The organism is Yoonia sp. KMU-150 (genome assembly GCF_056858355.1).
The window spans coordinates 2,058,985-2,077,120 of sequence record NZ_JBXEQF010000001.1 but is presented as its reverse complement, the minus strand read 5'-3'; the positions used below and the strand labels follow the sequence as shown (position 1 = coordinate 2,077,120).

General features: G+C 64.5%; 20 protein-coding genes. 8 read left to right on the top strand and 12 right to left on the bottom strand.

The window, feature by feature from the left end:
• Positions 1–303 precede the first annotated feature (303 nt).
• The 4 genes from AC04PH_RS10245 to AC04PH_RS10230 all read right to left on the bottom strand — a co-directional run bounded on the left by AC04PH_RS10245 (position 304) and on the right by AC04PH_RS10230 (position 3,633).
• Complete coding sequence (locus AC04PH_RS10245) at positions 304–726, bottom strand: Fur family transcriptional regulator (protein WP_483066182.1); 423 nt, start codon at positions 724–726, stop codon at positions 304–306.
• A gap of 188 nt (positions 727–914) precedes the next feature.
• Positions 915–1,877, bottom strand: a complete 963-nt coding sequence (locus tag AC04PH_RS10240) for a zinc transporter ZntB (RefSeq protein WP_483065643.1) — start codon at positions 1,875–1,877, stop codon at positions 915–917.
• A complete protein-coding gene (locus tag AC04PH_RS10235; RefSeq protein WP_483065642.1) occupies positions 1,867–2,715 on the bottom strand; it encodes a PhzF family phenazine biosynthesis protein in 849 nt (282 codons plus the stop codon). Before AC04PH_RS10235 ends, AC04PH_RS10240 begins: the two co-directional genes overlap by 11 nt.
• A 90-nt stretch (positions 2,716–2,805) precedes the next feature.
• Positions 2,806–3,633: a GNAT family N-acetyltransferase gene (locus AC04PH_RS10230; RefSeq protein ID WP_483065641.1), complete on the bottom strand. Its 828-nt coding sequence runs from the start codon at positions 3,631–3,633 to the stop codon at positions 2,806–2,808.
• Between the two features lie 105 nt (positions 3,634–3,738).
• On the opposite strand from AC04PH_RS10230, the gene AC04PH_RS10225 reads away from it, so the two are divergent.
• On the top strand, positions 3,739–3,873 hold the full coding sequence (locus AC04PH_RS10225; RefSeq protein ID WP_483065640.1) for a hypothetical protein: 135 nt from the start codon (positions 3,739–3,741) through the stop codon (positions 3,871–3,873).
• Between the two features lie 5 nt (positions 3,874–3,878).
• On the opposite strand, the gene tyrS is transcribed toward AC04PH_RS10225, so the two are convergent.
• A complete protein-coding gene (gene tyrS / locus AC04PH_RS10220; RefSeq protein WP_483065639.1) occupies positions 3,879–5,129 on the bottom strand; it encodes a tyrosine--tRNA ligase in 1,251 nt (416 codons plus the stop codon).
• Positions 5,130–5,167: 38 nt separating this feature from the next.
• Here tyrS and AC04PH_RS10215 point away from each other — a divergent pair, with 38 nt between their 5' ends.
• Positions 5,168–6,292, top strand: a complete 1,125-nt coding sequence (locus AC04PH_RS10215) for an anhydro-N-acetylmuramic acid kinase (RefSeq protein ID WP_483065638.1) — start codon at positions 5,168–5,170, stop codon at positions 6,290–6,292.
• 139 nt (positions 6,293–6,431) lie between these two features.
• On the opposite strand, the gene AC04PH_RS10210 is transcribed toward AC04PH_RS10215, so the two are convergent.
• Positions 6,432–7,994, bottom strand: coding sequence for a trimethylamine methyltransferase family protein (locus tag AC04PH_RS10210; RefSeq protein WP_483065637.1), 1,563 nt, complete (start codon positions 7,992–7,994; stop codon positions 6,432–6,434).
• Positions 7,995–8,359: 365 nt separating this feature from the next.
• Here AC04PH_RS10210 and AC04PH_RS10205 point away from each other — a divergent pair, with 365 nt between their 5' ends.
• Positions 8,360–8,974: an outer membrane protein gene (locus tag AC04PH_RS10205; RefSeq protein ID WP_483065636.1), complete on the top strand. Its 615-nt coding sequence runs from the start codon at positions 8,360–8,362 to the stop codon at positions 8,972–8,974.
• Positions 8,975–9,004: 30 nt separating this feature from the next.
• Here AC04PH_RS10205 and AC04PH_RS10200 read toward each other — a convergent pair whose 3' ends face one another.
• The 5 genes from AC04PH_RS10200 to soxR form a co-directional block, all read right to left on the bottom strand.
• Positions 9,005–9,859, bottom strand: a complete 855-nt coding sequence (locus AC04PH_RS10200) for a TPM domain-containing protein (protein ID WP_483065635.1) — start codon at positions 9,857–9,859, stop codon at positions 9,005–9,007.
• Between the two features lie 4 nt (positions 9,860–9,863).
• Positions 9,864–10,679 carry an isocitrate lyase/PEP mutase family protein gene (locus AC04PH_RS10195; protein ID WP_483065634.1) on the bottom strand — a complete coding sequence of 272 codons (816 nt, stop codon included), beginning with the start codon at positions 10,677–10,679 and terminating at the stop codon, positions 9,864–9,866.
• Positions 10,676–11,335: a methylated-DNA--[protein]-cysteine S-methyltransferase gene (locus tag AC04PH_RS10190; RefSeq protein WP_483065633.1), complete on the bottom strand. Its 660-nt coding sequence runs from the start codon at positions 11,333–11,335 to the stop codon at positions 10,676–10,678. Before AC04PH_RS10190 ends, AC04PH_RS10195 begins: the two co-directional genes overlap by 4 nt.
• 63 nt (positions 11,336–11,398) lie before the next feature.
• Positions 11,399–12,571: a pyridoxal phosphate-dependent aminotransferase gene (locus AC04PH_RS10185; protein WP_483065632.1), complete on the bottom strand. Its 1,173-nt coding sequence runs from the start codon at positions 12,569–12,571 to the stop codon at positions 11,399–11,401.
• Between the two features lie 33 nt (positions 12,572–12,604).
• On the bottom strand, positions 12,605–13,063 hold the full coding sequence (soxR, locus tag AC04PH_RS10180; protein ID WP_483065631.1) for a redox-sensitive transcriptional activator SoxR: 459 nt from the start codon (positions 13,061–13,063) through the stop codon (positions 12,605–12,607).
• Positions 13,064–13,138: 75 nt separating this feature from the next.
• Between soxR and AC04PH_RS10175 the strand changes: the two genes are divergently transcribed.
• Together AC04PH_RS10175 and AC04PH_RS10170 are read left to right on the top strand one after the other, a co-directional pair.
• Positions 13,139–13,315 carry a hypothetical protein gene (locus tag AC04PH_RS10175; protein WP_483065630.1) on the top strand — a complete coding sequence of 59 codons (177 nt, stop codon included), beginning with the start codon at positions 13,139–13,141 and terminating at the stop codon, positions 13,313–13,315.
• A gap of 2 nt (positions 13,316–13,317) precedes the next feature.
• Positions 13,318–13,704: a VOC family protein gene (locus AC04PH_RS10170; RefSeq protein ID WP_483065629.1), complete on the top strand. Its 387-nt coding sequence runs from the start codon at positions 13,318–13,320 to the stop codon at positions 13,702–13,704.
• On the opposite strand, the gene AC04PH_RS10165 is transcribed toward AC04PH_RS10170, so the two are convergent.
• On the bottom strand, positions 13,695–14,042 hold the full coding sequence (locus AC04PH_RS10165; protein ID WP_483065628.1) for an MmcQ/YjbR family DNA-binding protein: 348 nt from the start codon (positions 14,040–14,042) through the stop codon (positions 13,695–13,697). The two genes, AC04PH_RS10170 and AC04PH_RS10165, sit on opposite strands and share 10 nt — an antisense overlap.
• Before the next feature lie 40 nt (positions 14,043–14,082).
• Between AC04PH_RS10165 and AC04PH_RS10160 the strand changes: the two genes are divergently transcribed.
• The 3 genes from AC04PH_RS10160 to cimA all read left to right on the top strand — a co-directional run bounded on the left by AC04PH_RS10160 (position 14,083) and on the right by cimA (position 18,071).
• Positions 14,083–14,610 carry a DUF1697 domain-containing protein gene (locus AC04PH_RS10160; protein ID WP_483065627.1) on the top strand — a complete coding sequence of 176 codons (528 nt, stop codon included), beginning with the start codon at positions 14,083–14,085 and terminating at the stop codon, positions 14,608–14,610.
• 166 nt (positions 14,611–14,776) lie between these two features.
• Positions 14,777–16,222 carry a cysteine--tRNA ligase gene (gene cysS / locus AC04PH_RS10155; RefSeq protein WP_483065626.1) on the top strand — a complete coding sequence of 482 codons (1,446 nt, stop codon included), beginning with the start codon at positions 14,777–14,779 and terminating at the stop codon, positions 16,220–16,222.
• A 223-nt stretch (positions 16,223–16,445) separates the two neighbouring features.
• Positions 16,446–18,071 carry a citramalate synthase gene (gene cimA, locus AC04PH_RS10150; RefSeq protein ID WP_483065625.1) on the top strand — a complete coding sequence of 542 codons (1,626 nt, stop codon included), beginning with the start codon at positions 16,446–16,448 and terminating at the stop codon, positions 18,069–18,071.
• Positions 18,072–18,136 lie beyond the last annotated feature (65 nt).

The window sequence follows — 18,136 nt, the reverse complement described above, 5'->3', positions numbered from 1 at the left end:
CGTTACCCTGTCGGCAGGGGAAAGGAAACCGGCGACGGGCATGAACGGGGCCGCCTGTGCGGCAGGTCAGGAAAACCTGCATAGGCGTCGGTGCATTTTCTGCACAGGGTAGTGTCATTCAATGTCTGCATTCACATCGCAATCCGGGGGATTACCACATGCGTTTTTTCATCATCGTCATCAGCTGGGCCGTCGCCACCGCCGTCGCCGGTCACGTTTCGGCCGCGCCGACACAAGGTGTCATGGCTGCAGAGGTGCTGGTGCCGGTTTGACGGTGCCGTCCTGCATGACGGGTGCGCCTGGTTACTTTGCGTCCGGCGACTTGAGCGGCACGCCGTAAAGCTCCAGCCGGTGCCCGCGCAGACGATACCCCAGTTTCGCGGCGATCTTTTCCTGTAGCGCCTCGATCTCCGGATCGACGAATTCGATCACCTCACCCGAATGCATGTCGATCAGATGGTCGTGATGTTCCCGGTCGGCTGGCTCATATCGTGCGCGCCCGTCGCCGAACTCGTGCTTTTCCAGAATGTCGGTTTCTTCCAGCAGCTTCACGGTGCGATAGACCGTCGCCAGCGAAATGCGCGGATCGGCGGCAGAGGCGCGGTTGTAAAGCTCCTCGACATCCGGGTGATCGTCGGCGGCATCGAGGACGGTCGCGATGGTGCGGCGCTGCTCCGTCATGCGCAGCCCCATGGCTTCGCAGCGTGCAAGGATGGATTTCGGCATGGCGACGGCCCCGCAGTCGTGATTGGGTCCGGGTGTAACGGGCATGGGGCGGCCTTTCCAGCCCGTTTCGCCTTGGAAAGGTCAAGCGAGGGATCGGCTTTCGCATCATTTTGCCAAAAATACTCAGACAGGCGGCGGCGCAGCCGCCGCCCCCCGGCGACCTGCGCAGCAGGGCGCAAAACCTCTGGTCAGAACCATTTGATCAGGCGCAGCACGACATAAAGCAGCACGCCCAGCACCACCATGCCGCCGCAGAGATACCAGAACGCCATGGGATCGGACGTGCCCGGCATGCCTGCGACGTTCACGCCGAACAGCCCGGTCAGGAACCCAAGCGGCAGGAAAATCGCCGCGATTACCGACAGCACGTAGGAATTGCGTCCCAGCCGCGCGTCCTGCTTCAACTCGATATGATCGGCCAGCGCGGTCAGCCGGTCCACGACCTCGTGCACCTCGTCCACCGACCGGTGCGCGCGGTTCGCGGTGTCGCGCAGGCGGTTACGGAATTTATGTTCGATCAGCGGCGTGTCGATCCGCGCCAGATGCGCCAGCGCGTCCGACAACGGCCCGATATGGCGTCGAAGGGTGATCACCGACCGGCGCAGCGGTGCAAGGTCGGGCGGCGGGGGGCCGTTTTCGTCGTAGACCTGATCCTCCATCGCCTCCGCCCGGTCCTCCAGATCGAGGCTCACCGTCTCGATCCGGTCGACCAGCGTTTCGGTGATCCGCGCGATCATCCGCGCGGGCGAGGGCGGGGCATCGCCTGCCGCCATCTGCGCGCGCAGATCGTCGAGCGCGAAAATACGCTGCCGCCGCACGCTGACCACCAGATCCGCCGTGACCCAGAGCCGCAACGATACCATGTCCTCGACCTCGGCCCCTTCGTTCAGGTTCACGCCGCGCAGGGTCAGCACCAGCCCGTCGTCGTGATTGTCGACGCGCGGACGGGTGCGGGCGGCCAGCAGGGTGCGGCAGGCGAGCGGCGGCAGGTGGGCGGTGCACCAGGCTTCCAGCCCCGGGGCGGCCAGATCGGTATGGATCCAGCGGTAGGCGGCCCCGTCGCCCTTGGCGGTATCGGCGACGGTGACCTCTTCGGCGCGGCCGTCCGGGAAGACGTCATAGGCGCAGATCGGCAGCAGTTCAGACGGCAAGGCGACCCTCCATGGTCTTGACGGCGGTGCCGGTGATCGTGACGGCGAGCGGATCGCCCGCGGTTTTTGCAAGGATCAGCGAAGGCCGCCCCATGTCGTGGCCCTGATGGATCGTGAGGTCCTGCGGCGTGTCCAGAACCTCGTGCAGCAGCCCGGCCAGCGCCGCCGCCGCGCTGCCTGTGGCCGGATCCTCGGGGATGCCGCCAAGGGGCGAGAACATGCGCGCATGTATGGTATTGCCTTCGCGGACATAGGCCAGGATCGCGAAACGCCCTGCATCACTGGATTGCGCGGCCCCTTCGCGAACGGCGGCGATATCGGATTGGCAGGTGGACAGCGCGGCGCGGTCGCGGACCTCCACGATATGGAACGGTGTGCCCAGACCGCATTCGACAGGCGGGTGGGTCTGCGTGACGATCTGCGCTGGATCCAGCCCAAGCGCACGGGCAATCAGGGCCAGAGGCGGCGTGCCCAGGCGATCTAGCGGTGCCGCGGTTGTAAACGATGCATTTGCCCCTTCGAATGTGCAGCGGATCGGACCGACCCCGAGTGCCAGAACAAGCGCGCCCCGGTGACCGCGATCGCGCAGTGCGATCGCGGTGCCGATGGTGGGATGGCCTGCAAACTGCAATTCGTTGCGCGGCGTGAAAATGCGCATCCGCGCGTCGCAGTCCGCTCTTTGCGGCGGCAGGACAAACGTCGTTTCGGAAAAGTTGAACTCGGCCGCGATCCACTGGAATTGCGCGGGGTCCATACTGCTGGCGTCCGGAAATACCGCCAGCTGGTTGCCGCCGAAGGGCGTATCGGTGAACACGTCATAGACCAGATAATCCGTCATCGTCTCTCCTGCAGCGCGGGGTCGGGGGTGTTTTCAGCCGACCATGCCCGAACGTCCAAAGAGTCGCTACGAAAGAATCGACCCGTCACGTTATGTCCGGTGCGCCGCATTGTGCGATACGGATCGGAAACGGCGGATCGGCCAATCCGGCTTTGGCAGCGCCAGCCAGGTGCCCCCCAAGGCGCGCAGACCCGCACCGCTGCCCAGTTTGAAAAGCGCCAGACCGGGCGCATTCACCGTATCGACATCGCCAAGGTCCAGACGCGCATAGCCGCACCCGGCATAGCGGATCATGGCATGATGCAGGATCAGGTGATGCGCCGACGCCGCGCGCCCGTCTTCGTCCGACCAGCCGATGTGATAGGTCGCGGCGGGCGGGTGGTTCAGAAACAGCATCGCCGCAACAGGTCTGCCGCGATGCGCGATGCTGAAGACGGTGGCTGCATCGGGCGCGGTCGCCGCATAGGCTTGTGTGAGTGTGTGCGGATACCCGCGAAAACCCTTGCTCCGTTGCTGCGCGGCATCCTGTTGCAAAAGCCAGCCGTGCCGGTCCGGGCAGAATGGTGCGTGTTTCACCTGCATGCCGCTGCCCTGCGCCCGCCGCAGGCGATTGCGCCACTTGGCCTGCATGTGGGCAGCAGAGTCGGGAACTGTCAGGGCGACCTCTGCCACGGAGCGGGCGGTCATGATCTGTCGATATCCGGCGGCATGCAGGGCACAGGCATCCGCTGCGTATTCGGCATTGATCACCTGCACGCCCGCGCGACGGAGCAGATGAAAGCGGTCCGGCGCAGGCAACGCCGGGTCAGAATGAGGACCACGGGAGACGACGCGCAGGGAGCCGAACAAGCCGAATTTCCGGTGCAGGACCGTCACGTCCAGCCCGGCAATGTCGATCCGTGTAGCGTGACCACCCAAGGCAGTCACGGCGCGTGCAAATCGGGGGTGCTGCTGGAGGGGGCAGGGCAATTTCATGGCAGCCGTTAAGGCATTGGAAACCTAAGGTCGGGTAAACACCAACGTATGAAACCAGCCGCCACAGTCCACGGCCGGCACGCAGCCCCCGCACGGTTGACAGGTCTTGGGCTGACGCTGCTGGCGCTTGCCATCAGCCTGCCGGCTGGGGTGTTGATCTATCTGGTCAGTCTTTTGATCTGACAGGCTCAGCCCAGTTGCACCAGCGCGTGCCGCTTCTTGCCCGCCGACAGCTTCACCGGTTGCGCCAGCGCCGCTGCGTCCAGCATCAGCCCGGCATCGGTCAGCGGCGCGTCGTTCATGCGCGCGCCGTTCTCCGCAATCAGACGCTTGGCCTCCTTGCCGCTGCCCGCCAGCCCCGATTTCACCAGCGCCTGCACGATGGACATGCCGTCGCCGAGGTCTGCCGCACTCACCGTCAAGGTCGGCAAGTCGTCGCCGACACCACCCTTTTCGAACACCTCTTTCGCCGTCTTTTCAGCGGCTTCCGCGGCGTCCTTGCCATGCAGCAGCGCCGTCACCTCGTTGGCGAGGATCACCTTTGCTGCGTTTATCTCGGACCCTTCCAGCGCGCCCAGACGATCACATTCTTCCACCGGAAGTTCTGTGAAAATTTTCAGAAACTTGCCCGTGTCCGCATCCGTCGTATTGCGCCAGAACTGCCAGAATTCGTAAGGGCTCAGCATGTCGCCGTTCAGCCAGATCGCACCGCCCTGAGACTTGCCCATCTTGCGACCGTCGCTGGTGGTCAACAGCGGCGTGGTCAGCCCATAGATTTCCTGATCCAGCACCCGGCGCGTCAGGTCGATGCCGTTCACGATATTGCCCCACTGATCGGACCCGCCCATCTGCAGCAGGCAGCCGTAACGCCGGTTCAGTTCCAGAAAATCGTAGGCCTGCAGGATCATGTAGTTGAATTCCAGAAACGACAGCGATTGCTCGCGGTCCAGCCGCGATTTCACGCTTTCGAACGACAGCATCCGGTTGACCGAAAAATGCCGTCCGATGTCGCGCAGGAACGCCAGGTAGTTCAGCCCGTCCAGCCATTCTGCGTTGTTGAGCATCAGCGCGTCGGTGGATGCCTCGCCGTAATCAAGGTATTTCGCAAAAACCTGCTGCATCCCGTCGATATTGGCCTGGATCGCGGCATCGTCGAGCAGTGGCCGTTCGTCCGCGCGGAACGACGGATCGCCCACCTTGGTCGTGCCCCCCCCCATCAGCGTGATCGGCTTGTGGCCGCATTTCTGCAGCCAGCGCAGCACCATGATGTTCATCAGGTGGCCCACGTGCAGCGATTTCGCGGTCGCGTCATAGCCGATATAGGCCGGCACCACGTCGCGCGAAAACGCCTCGTCCAGCCCCTGATAGTCGGTGCAGTCGGCCAGAAAGCCACGCTCCATCATGATGGCGATAAAGTCGGACTTGGGGTGGTAGGTCATGGCTTGTTCCCGGCATGTGGTCAGTGCAGTCTATAGCCATGCAAAAGCACGAAAGAAAGACCATCCCGGACAGCGGTGCGGTGGCCGTCGCGGGGGCGATGTCGGGCACCTCGCTCGATGGTGTGGACGCGGCCCAGATCGTGACGGACGGGCACCGGATTGTCGCGTTCGGTCCGTCGACCTATCGCGCCTATACGGATGCCGAACGTGGCGCTTTGCGCGGCGCTTTGGGCCGCTGGCCCGGTGAGGATCTGGCCGATGTCGCCGAGCTGATCGAGACGGTGCATGCGCAAGTGCTGTCCGGGTTTCCCGACGCGGCACTCATCGGCTTTCACGGGCAGACGCTGGCGCACGATCCCGACGCCGGGCGCACGCATCAATGCGGCGACGGTGCCGTACTCGCGGACGTGCTGGGCAAACCCGTGGTCTGGGATTTACGCACGGCGGATATGCAGATGGGCGGGCAGGGCGCGCCGCTGGCCCCCTTCTATCACTTCGCGCTGGCCAAATGGATGCAGGCCGACGCACCGCTGGCCTTCCTCAATCTGGGCGGCGTCGGCAACCTGACGTGGGTGGACCCCCGCCAACCCGCACCGGAGACCGAAGGCGCATTGCTGGCCTTCGACACAGGCCCCGCAAACGCGCCGATCAACGACCTGATGCAGGCGCGACTGGGTGCCAGACACGACGCGCACGGCGCACTAGCGGCTGCGGGCACGGTGCAGGGCGATATCGTGCAGGACTTCCTGCAACATCGCTATTTCCACCGGATGCCGCCCAAATCGCTGGACCGCGACGCCTTTACCGGTCTGACCGCCGCTGTGCAGGACTTGAGCGATGCCGATGCCGCGGCAACCCTGACAGCTGCCGCTGCACAAAGCGTCGCGCGGGCGATGGAGCACTGCCCCACACCACCCGCGCGCCTGTTGGTCACGGGTGGCGGGCGCAAAAACCCCACGCTGATGGCGATGCTCGCCGCCGCCGTCGATTGCCCGGTGGTTTCGGTTGAGGATGCAGGCCTCGACGGCGACATGCTGGAAGCGCAGGCCTTTGCGTTCCTTGCCGTCCGGGTGGCACGCGGATTGCCGACGTCCTGCCCCGGCACGACCGGCGTGCGGGCGGCGGTGGGCGGGGGCACGATCAGCACACCGCAACAGGGCTGAAATCTCCGCTGCGCGCCCTTCTTCTTTTGGTCGAAAATACCTTGCAGGGGTGCGGGGATGCAAAATCCCCGCTTGGCCCGGCAGGGCCAAATCACGAAAAATGACTTGCGGCGCAGCCGCTCCGCAAGGTCAGGCCCGGTCAGACCGGCAGGTGAATGTTGAACCGTTTGCGCAGGGCGGCGTCGAGCCGGGGGTCGAACCGGGCGGGTGAGGGCTGGGACAATATCTCGTCCTTGCGCCGGGTCACCTCCCGCAGCAGGTCCGGCTTGCCTTTTTCGTCCCATTCCTTGGGCGATGTGCGGTCGGCGACGACGGGATAGACATATTCGGTTTCCATCAGCCCCAGCGTCTGGTCGGAGCCGAGGTAATGCCCCGGCCCTCCCAGACAGACCGCGCGCATCGTCTCCAGCCCCAGCGTTTCATCGTTCACCTCGATCCCGCGCACGCAGCGCATCGCCTGTCCCAGCAGATCGTCGCCGAGGATCAGCGATTCCATGCAGAACCCCAGCAGCGAGGCGTGCATGCCTGCCGCCTCGTACACCATGTTCAGGCCCGACAGCCCGGCCATGACGTTGGAACACATCTGTTCCCATCCCGCCTGCATGTCCGGCAATTTCGCGTCCGCGATCCCCGCCGCGGCCCCGCCGGGGAGGCTATAAAACCGGTGCATCTGCGCACAGCCCGCCGTCAGCAGCGCCTGTTCGCCCGATCCGCCCGACATGGCACCGGTGCGCAGGTCCGAAACGAAAGGCCAGGTGCCGAAGATCGCCGGATGCCCGGGTGCGATGGCGTTGACGTAGACCACACCGGCCAGACATTCGGCCACCGCCTGCACGATGGCACCCGCGATGGGGGCGGGGGCGGTGGCCCCGGCTTGCCCCGCAGACAGCAACAGCACGGGCATTCCGGCGGTGATGCAGGCTTCCATCACCAGACAGCTTTCGGTGGCGAACTTCATCGGCGGGACGACGAAGCAGTTGGAATTGCTCACGAAGGGCCGCGCATGCCAGGCGTCTTCCGATCCCGCGATCATGTGCAGCATCTCCATCGCGTCGCCGACGAAATCGACCTCGGTAAAGGATGTGCCGATATGTTTGTGCGTGCCCGCGACGGTGGCGTAGATCGTGTTGTAGTCCATTTCGCGATTGTCGGGGATGTCGCGGGCCACCATCGGTCGCTGCAGGAAATGCACGTTGTCGAGTTGTTCGACGATCCGGGCCGCATCGTGCAGATCCTGCACCGTGCTTTCGCGGTAGGTGCGCCCGTCGACATCGACCACATGCACCGCCGCACCTGCCGTGCCGAAATGCACCTGTGTGCCGGTCAGGTGTAGATCGTGCTGCGCGGCACGCCCGTGCAGGGTAATGTCGCGGGCCGCCTTGGCCAGCATGTCTTCGACCAGCGCGCGGGGGAACCGCAAACGCCCGTCATCTCCGAGGATGGCCCCGGCGGCCGTCATCACGGCGACGCCCGAGGGCGGCGCGTCGGCCAGCCCGATCTCTTCCAGCGCGGTCAGCGCCGCCTCGTGGATTTGCGCGACCGCCGCGTCGCTCAACGGTTTATACGTGCCGCCGGACATGCCGGGGCGGATCGGGCGTTTGTCCTCGGCGAGCGGTGCCGCCCGCATGGCGTGGCGTGCGGCGCGCCCGCCGGAGCGGGCCGGGCGGGCAACCTTGGGGGTGGCGCGAGTAGTATCAGTCATAGGGATCACCGGAATTGGCAGGGCGCAAGGGACAGGATTCAGCGGGCGACCCCTGCCGGACGTCCGCGCGCAGCACGGCCCCGGCGCGCCCCGATCGTGCGTGCGACGCATATAATGATCGCGTGGTCCATGCACCCTCCCTTGCAGCAGCCCCGCAAGGCCGCGCACACCAATCCTGACAGGTGTCGCTGGGGTGTCTTTCCCGTTTGCGACGGCGTGTCGCATTTGGCACTTGGCGGTGACGGTTCCCCTGCTGAACAGCCGATCCGGCAGAAAGCCGCACATCACGGGCGTGTGTGTTGAACCAAGCGGCCGGGCAAATAGTTAATGGGGCGTCAACATTCATAATGAAACGGAGTTTTCCGATGTCAGCTATGACACATACCCTGCGCGCTCTTGTCATCGCGCTTCCCGCAACCGCCCTTGGTGGCGTCGCTTCTGCAGGCGGACTGGCCGAGCCTGTCGTGCAGCCGGTCATCGCGCCGGTGCCTGCGCCTGTCGTCGCCACCGACCGCGACTGGAGCGGCTTTTACGCGGGTGGTTCGCTCGGCTATGGCCAGCTTGAAGGCACCGGGCTGGGCGACGACTTCAGCGGCACGATCTACAGCGGCCATGCCGGTTACAACTATGACCTGGGGTCCTACGTGATCGGTGCTGAGCTGGAAGGTACCTTCGGCGACATCAGCGACGCGACCTCCGGTCTCGACTTCGAAAACGTGCTGCGCGCCAAGGTCCGTGCGGGTTATGACGCCGGCGCGGTATTGCCCTATGTCACCGGCGGTTACGCACAGGCGACCGTGTCTGCCGGCGGCACGGATATCGACGATGGCGGTTACTTCTACGGTGCCGGTCTGGACTATGCATTCTCTGACAGCATCACCATCGGCGGCGAAGTGCTGCAGCACGAGTTCGAAGACTTCAACGGCGGTGCCGACGTCAGTGCGACGACGGCATCGCTGCGGGTGTCCTATAACTTCTGACGCCCCGCACCGGCCCGTGCGGCGCGCAGGCTACCATTTGCCGGACGCGCCGCCGCCATCCGATTTGCCGCCATCGAAGTCGGGTTTGTCCGATTTCGGTGGCGTTTTCTTTGGGATCGTGAACGCCTCTGCGGTGACGTGCCCGCAGGCACCGCAGGTGGTGCGGACCTCGCCGTCGCCTGTGTGGTCCAGCGTCGCCTCGTTCAGCACGACACGCTCACGGCTCAGTTCCGTCTTGCCGCAGTTCGGGCAGGGGGTGGCGGCGAGCCGGGCCGCCTTCACGCGGCTCCAGCCGATCAGCCCGGCGATCACGGCACCGATGCCGCCCAGCAGATACCACAGCCCGTTGCCACCTTTGGCACCGCCGTCCGTCCCGGTCACGGCGGGGGCGGGGGTGGTTTCATTGCGCACGACGCGGTCGGCGATGGCCGTTGCCCCGGCCTCGATCCCGGCCTCGAAACGTTCTTCCTGAAACTCGGGAATGATCACCTCGGATATCACATCCTGCGCCCGGTTCTGGGCGTCGGCGTCATAGCCTGCACCGGTTTCGATCCGTAACTGCCGGTCGTCGCGGAAGACAAGCAACAGGATGCCATCGCCGTCCTCTGCATCACCCACACCCCATTCGTTGAACAGCGCGGTGGCATATTCCGGCACCGTCATGTCGTTGGCGTAAAAGACGACGGACGACAGCGTCACGATCGTCGCCTCGGCCCCGGTGTCGCGTTCCAGTTCCGACAGGGTTGCGTCGATCCGCGCCTCGGCCTCCTCCGACAGCATGTCGGCGTAGTCGTTCACGGTGGGGCTGACAGGCTCGGGAAAGACCTGTGCAAAGCCCGGGGTGGCGCATCCGATGAAAAGGCAGGCTGCGATAAGCTGGCGCATGGGATTATTCCTTTTGTAATAATCCGTCTACGATATCACCCGAAATCCCTTTGCCAAGTCCGGTAAACGTGCCTTTTTCCAGCATCTCTTCGGTTGCGTCGTGAACTGTCCTGTGCACGGCGCGCGCGAGGGCAGAGCCGAGCGACAGTCGCGCCACGCCCGCCTGTGCATAGTCCTGCACGGTGTAGCCGGTGTATTTTCCGGCGACCAAGGCGTTGACCGGGACCGGAACGGCGGCGCAAAGCCGGGCGAGGTCGTCCATGCTGCGCGGCAGCGGCGCATAGACCGCATCGGCACCGGCCTCGGCAAAGGCGGAGCAGCGGGCGATGGCCTCGTCGATGTCATATTGCCCGATCATGATCCCGTCGGCCCGGGCCGTCAGCACAAAATCGTGCGGCAGCGTGCGGGCGGCGGACGCGGCGGCGCGGATGCGCTCGACGGCGTGCGTGGCGTCATAGGCGGTTTGATCGGGCAGGGCCGTATCCTCGATGCAAATCCCTGCCAAACCGACTTCCGCCGCCAGTCGCACGGTTTCGGCGCAGTCCTGTGGCGCGTCGCCAAAGCCGTTCTCGAAATCGCCCTGCACCGGCAGGCTGGTTGCGGCGACGATTTCCTGCGCATGGGCCAGTGCCTCGTCGCGGGTGATCGTGCCGCCGTCGGGCCGCCCCAGCACATAGGCGTGCGCGGCAGAGGAGGTCGCCAGCGCCTGCGCCCCCATCGCCTGCAGCATGCGCGCGGTGCCCGCGTCCCAGACGTTAGCCATGATGAACGGCTGTCCGGGGACATGCAGTTTGCGGAAGGTTTCGGCGATATGGGTCATGGGATCGGTCCTTTTGCATAGTGTTTTTCGATGGCGATCAGCCGGTCCTTGCGCCACAGACCGCCGCCATAGCCGGTCAGCGCGCCATCGGCCCCCAGCACCCGGTGGCAGGGGATCAGGATCGCGATCTGATTGGCCCCGTTGGCGCGGGCCACGGCGCGCGTGGCGGTGGGGCGGCCGATGTCGCGGGCGATCTGGCCGTAGGTCGTGGTTTGTCCTGCGGGGATGGCCTGCAGATGCTCCCAGACCGACTTGGTGAACGCGCTGCCGGGCGGGGCGAGCGGGACGGTGAAATCTGCGCTTTCGCCCGCAAAGTAGCGCGCAAGTTCCTGTTCGGTCCGTTCCATCGCTGCGGTGCGCCCGATCCCGATCCCCGCCGGATTGGCGATGTGCAACTTGCGCAACGCGGTCGGCAATGCCTTGCGGTCGGCGAATTCCAGAAGATGCAGCGCGTGGGAGTCGGCCACCGCCACCATCGCGCCCAGCGGCGTGTCGATCCAGCCCGCGCGCAGCAGCGCATCGTCGCGGAACGCGTCGGGCGGCACGCCGAGTAATTCGGCAAAGGCGCGGCGAAAGGCGTCGGGGCTGTCAAACTTCGCATCTCGCGCGTTCGGCGCGTCGTAGAGGGCATCGTCAGGGGGCAGATCGAACAACATGAAGCCACCCTAGGCGATTCCCGTCCGCCGCGTCGCCGGTTTTCGGGGAGCGTATGCGCTTTCTCAGGCGGTCAGCGATTGCGCGTAGGCCACGATGCGCCTGATCGCGTCGACATAGGCGTCGTCGGCCACCGTCATCGCAACCCGCACGTGGCCCGCCGCCGCCGTGCCGAAACTCTCCCCCGGCATCACCGCGATCATTTCGGTATCAAGCAGACCTGCCGCGAAATCCTCGCCGCTCAGCCCCGTCGCGCGGATGTCGAGCATTGCATACATCGCCCCGTCCACCGGCACCGCCCGCACCACGTTCTGCCCGGCCAGTGCCTCCAGCGTGAGCGCGCGGCGGCGGGCGAAGGGGGCGGCGATCTCCGCCTCCAGCGCCTCGCCCGCGTCCAGCGCAAAGACCGCCGCGTCCTGAATATACCCCGGCACGCCATAGGTCGTGTGCGTGGCGAGGCCGATCAGAAGGTCGATCATGTGCTCCGGCCCGCAGATCCAACCGACGCGGCTGCCGGTCATGGCGTGGCTCTTCGACATCGACCCCACCACCAGCGTGCGGTCGGCCATGCCGGGCAGGGCGCGGGGCGACAGATGCGCGCCCTGCCAGACCTGCGTGTCGTAAACCTCGTCGGAGATCAGCCAGAGGTCATGCGCGGTGCAGACCTCGGCGATGCCCTCCAGCGTCTGGCGGCTATAGATCACGCCGGTGGGATTGTTTGGTGTGTTGATCAGCAGCGACCGGGCACCGGAGGCCTGCGCCGCGATATCGGACACGACCGGCTGGAATGCGTTTTCGGGCCGCGCGGCAATCGCTATGGGTTCCGCCCCGACACCGCGGATCGTGCCGGGGTAGGTGGCGTAATAGGGGTCGATATAAAGCGCGCGGTCACCGGGATCGCAGGTCGCATGGTGTGCGGCGAAAAGCGCTGACTGCCCGCCGGGGGTGATCACGATGTTGCGCGCCGTCGTGGCCACGCCGGTGCGCGCGGCGATGCGCGCCGCCACCGTTTCGCGCAGCCTGTCCGTCCCCGGCACCGCGGCATAGCCCGTGTGCCCGGCCAGCGCGGCCCGGTGCATGGCCTCCAGGATCGACCGATGGGTGCGGATATCGTGTTCGCCGATCGTCAGTTCGGTGACCGGCTTGCCGGCTTTCACCATCTGGCGCGCGCGGTAGAACAGCCCCCAGCCGTCAGAGCCGCCGCCGGTGATTGTGCTGATGCGATGCGATGCTTTCATGGGGCGCAGCGAAACGGGAAGGCGGTGGCCAAGTCAACCCGAAACGGGCGGCAGGTTGCGCGGACCGGGGCCGTATGCCCCCAGCGTGTCGTCGGGGTTATAGAGGTGGCAGGCCTTCAGGCTGAGGCAGCCGCAGCCGATGCAGCCGTCGAGCTTGTCACGCAACTGTTCCAGCGCGGCGATGCGCGCGTCGATCTTCGCGCGGAACCCGCGCGAAATGCGGGTCCAGTCTGCCTTGGTCGGGGCCTTGTGATCGGGCAGGTGCTTCAGGTGACCCGCCACTTCCGTCAGGGAAAACCCCATGCCGGTCGCGGCCATGGCGAAAGACAGCCGCCGGATGTCATGCCGCCCGTATCGCCGGTGCCCGCCTGCGTTGCGCACGGGGGCGACGATGCCATGGGTTTCGTAAAAGCGGATCGCCGATACGGCCAGCCCAGTGCGTGCGGCTAGATCGCCGATGGTCAGACCCTGTGAGGCGCGTATGGCGGGCATAAAGAAACCTCTTGATCTAAAGTTAACTTGAGGAATGAAAAAGAATTTGCACAGAGAATCAAGAGGAGATTGATCATGTCAAAGCGAGATACCACCCGCTACTGTCTGAGCACACGGCACCTGGCCGCACTGGCCCATGACGGCTTGGGCTGGGGGCACGACCTGGACTGCGGCTGCTTTCACGCCCCCGCCGCACCGCGCAAACCGGGCCTGATCGCCCGCAGCATCCAACGCCTGAAGAAAGGACACTGACCATGGCTTATCTGGAACACGCCAACATCACCGTGAAGGACCCGACCGAAACCGCCGCCCTGTTCCACGACCTGTTCGGCTGGCACACCCGCTGGGAAGGCAAGTCGATGAACGGCAAGGGCTACAGCGTGCATGTGGGTAACGATACCAGCTATGTGGCGCTCTACACCGGGCCGACGGGGACCAATGTGCCGATGCAGGAAGACAGCTATGCCACGCGCGGCGGGCTGAACCACATCGGCGTCGTGGTGGACGATCTGGACGCCACGCTGGCAAAGGTCGAGGGCCGGGGCTACGAGACCCACAGCCATGCGGATTATGAACCGGGCCGCCGGTTTTATTTCTCCGAGGACAACGGCATCGAGATCGAGGTCGTCAGTTATGCCTGACGCTCCGGCAGTGCCGCCTGCGCCTTTTTCGTCAGCGACGCGCGGATGATGTCATAGGATACGCCGATCCGGTGGGCCAGTTCCGCCGGGTCGGCATCCAGCGGCACGGCGACCCAGCTGCGGTGCAGATAGGCGGCCTTGGTCGCGGCCCCTGCGTCGATCAGCATCTGTGCGGTCTCCACGCTGTCGGTCTTGACCGATACGCTGCCACCCATCGCCCCGATGATCGCGAACAGCTTGTCGCCCACCTTCCAGCTGTCGTGGCCTTCGCCCAGCTTGTGGTCGAGCGTCGCGCCGGGCATGTCGGCGCAAATGCGGTTGACTGTCTCGCGGGTCATGCCGCTATGGTGCGGGAAAGCGATCAACGGGGCAAGGCAAATGACGAAATGGGTGGCGCTGCTGCGCGGCGTGAACGTGGGTGGCAAGAACAACGTGCCGATGGAACGGCTGCGTGCTGCTTGCGTCGGCGCCGGGCTGACGGATGTGCAAAGCTATATCCAGTCGGGCAACCTGATCCTGTCCCATGATGGCAGCGCCGATGACGTGGCAGAGGTGCTGCACGGGATCATGACGCGCGAATTCGATGTGGAAGTGCCGATCCTCGTACTTCCCGCCCGCGCGTGGCGGCAAATTCTGGCGAACTGTCCGTTCGCGGAAAGTGCCGGCAACCTTGCGCATGGCTATATCTGTTTCACCCCGCCTGAGATTGAGCGCGCGAAATACGAAGACCTGCGCCTGCCGAGCGAGGAGATACAAGTCACCGACAACGTGCTCTGGCTGCACGCGCCCGATGGCATCGGGCGGTCGAAGCTGGCGGCCAATATCGAAAAGGTCGCCCCCGGCACGATCATGACCGCCCGCAACCTCAACACCATCCGCAAGCTGGCGGAAATGCTGGACGGGTAGGGCGCGGGCTGCTAACAAGCGGGTATGAGAAGCGCCGCAAACATTATTTGTTGCATTATTCCCAGCTGACATCCGTCGCGGGCCGCTTTTTCACGTTTCACAACATGAACGAACACATTAAGCCCGCAGGCGCATTGCCCCCATGCCCGACGCCTTGTGAGGACTTATGACGATCCGACTGCACAACACCAAGACCCGCCGGAAAGAGGATTTCGTGCCTCTCGATCCATCCAACGTGCGGATGTATGTCTGCGGGCCGACGGTGTATGACCGCGCGCATCTGGGCAACGCGCGGCCCGTGGTGGTGTTCGACGTGTTGTACCGTCTGCTGCGGCACACCTATGGCGTGGATCACGTGACCTACGTGCGCAACTTCACGGATGTGGACGACAAGATCAACGCGACAGCACTTGCCCGGAAAGAGGCGGGTGCCGAAGGATCGCTGGAAGAGCTGGTGCGCGAACGCTCGGACGAGACCATCGGCTGGTACCATGCTGATATGGACGCGCTGGGCGCGCTGCGTCCGACGCATGAACCCCGCGCAACGGAATTCGTTGGCCAGATGATCGCGATGACGCAGGCGTTGATCGACAAGGGCCATGCCTATGCCAAGGAGGGCCACGTGCTGTTCCGCGTGCGGTCCTATGCCGACTACGGTGCATTGTCGGGCCGGTCGGTCGACGACATGATCGCGGGCGCGCGGGTAGAGGTGGCACCCTTCAAGGAAGATCCGATGGATTTCGTCCTGTGGAAACCTTCCACCGACGATTTGCCGGGCTGGGACAGCCCATGGGGCCGGGGCCGCCCCGGCTGGCACATCGAATGCTCCGCCATGGCCGCCGAATTGTTGGGCGAGGCGTTCGACATCCACGGTGGCGGCAACGACCTGCAATTTCCCCACCACGAGAACGAGATCGCGCAATCCGCCTGCATGGGCCACGGCTTCGCCAACGTCTGGCTGCACAACGAGATGCTGCAGGTCGAGGGCAAGAAGATGTCCAAGTCTCTGGGCAATTTCTTCACCGTCCGCGATCTGCTGGATCAGGGCGTGCCGGGCGAGGTGATCCGCTTCGTGATGCTGTCCACGCACTACCGCAAGCCGATGGACTGGACAGAGAAGAAGCGCGCGGAGGCGGAAAGGACTTTGCTTAAATGGCGAAGCCTTGCTTTGGGAGAAGGTGATTCTGTGCCCCCGGATGAGGGCGTAGTTGCAGCGCTGAAGGATGACCTGAATACCCACCTTGCACTGACCCGCTTAAACGCGTTGGCGCACAAGCTCGAAAAGACCCAATATCAGGAAGATACTAATCTGTTGGGGCGGTTTGTGTCTTCGGCGAATATGCTTGGATTGCTATTCGATGAATGGCGAGGTGGCTATCCCACGTTAGACAAAGCAGCCGCAGAGTACATCGAAATGAGCGGAGACGATACACTGATAGTTGCGCTGCTAGAAGCCCGATCCTTGGCAAAATCCAACAAGGACTGGGACAAAGCTGACACGATAAGAAATGCGTTGTTGGCTGCCGGCATTGAAACCACCGACACGCAGCTTGGCACGACATGGAAACGCATCGGCACTTACGACCCATCTAAGCTGGAGGGGTTGCTATGATAACTCAGAGCAACACAGGACAGCCCCCGACCGCGGGTGGGGGGGAAGCCCCCGCCCTGGGGGGCGGTCGGGGGCTGTCCGGCGATGCCGGACGAGACTTCGATAGGCAAGGCCCGCCTATCGAGGACAGGTCTGAACCGTCTCGGAAGCTGTCGAGGCTGGTTTCAACAGTCCAGGCGCTGTCCGGCGATGCCGGACGGGACCTGTCGACGGAGGTTAGCCCATGACCCGCGAACGCCTCTACCTCTATGACACCACCCTGCGCGACGGGCAGCAGACGCAGGGCGTCCAGTTCTCGACCTCCGAAAAGCAACGCATCGCGAAGATGCTCGACGACCTTGGCGTCGACTACATCGAGGGTGGCTGGCCCGGTGCGAACCCCACTGACAGCGACTTCTTCGACGCGGCCCCGGACACCCGCGCCACCATGACGGCCTTCGGCATGACCAAACGCGCCGGCCGGTCGGCGGAGAACGATGATGTGCTGGCCGCCGTGGTGAACGCCAATACCTCCGCCGTCTGCCTTGTCGGCAAATCCAGCGCCTTTCACGTGACCGACGCGTTGGGCATCACGCTGGAGGAGAACACCGAGAACCTCTCCGCCAGTTTCGCCTACCTGAAATCCCAGAACCGCGAGCCGCTGTTCGACGCGGAACATTTCTTCGACGGCTACAAGGCCGACCGCGACTACGCGCTGAAAGCCGTTCACGCCGCCCACGATGCAGGTGCGCGCTGGATCGTGCTCTGCGATACCAACGGCGGCACGCTGCCCGACGAGATCGCCCGCATCGTGGGCGAGGTGATCGACAGCGGTATCCCCGGCGACAACCTCGGAATCCACACCCACAACGACACCGAAAACGCCGTCGCCGGATCGCTCGCCGCCGTCATGGCGGGCGCGCGCCAGATCCAGGGCACGCTGAACGGGCTGGGCGAACGTTGCGGCAATGCGAACCTGACGTCGATCATCCCGACGCTGCTGCTGAAGGAACCCTACGCCAGCCGGTTCGAAACCGGGGTGACGATGGAAGCCTTGCAAAACCTGCGCAAAATCAGCCGCACGCTCGACGACATCCTCAATTCCGTGCCGCGCAGGCAGGCGGCCTATGTCGGGTCCAGCGCTTTTGCCCACAAGGCGGGGCTGCACGCCAGCGCGATCCTCAAGGACCCTACGACCTACGAACACGTGGACCCTGCCAACGTTGGCAACACGCGCATCGTGCCGATGTCCAACCAGGCGGGCCAATCCAACCTGCGCAAACGGCTGGCCGACGCGGGGCTTGAGGTGGAAAAGTGCAATCCCGCGCTGCCCCGTATCCTCGACCGGATCAAGGAGCAGGAGGCGCGCGGCTATTCCTACGACACCGCACAGGCCAGTTTCGAATTGTTGGCGCGCGACGAGCTGGGGCTCTTGCCCGAGTTTTTCGAGGTCAAGCGCTACCGTGTCACGGTCGAACGCCGCCGCAACAAGCGCGGAAAGATGGTATCGCTGTCCGAGGCGGTCGTCGTGGTGAAGATCGCGGGCGAAAAGGTGCTGAACGTGTCCGAATCCATCGGCCCGGACGGATCGGACCGCGGCCCTGTCAACGCGCTGAGCCGTGCCTTGGCCAAGGATCTGGGCCCTTACTCCGCGATCATCGAGGATATGAAGCTGGTCGACTTCAAGGTCCGCATCACCGACGGCGGGACCGAGGCCGTGACCCGCGTGATCATCGACAGCGAAGATGGGCAGGGTCGGTCGTGGTCCACCGTGGGCGTGTCGGCCAACATCGTCGATGCGTCCTTCGATGCGCTGCTGGATGCGATCAAATGGAAGCTGGTGCGCGACGGGGCAGAGGCCAGACTTTGAGTATTTATTGCAATCAAGTCGTGAAGAAATTGGTCCAGTGGACCAATTTTAGACGCAGATGATGC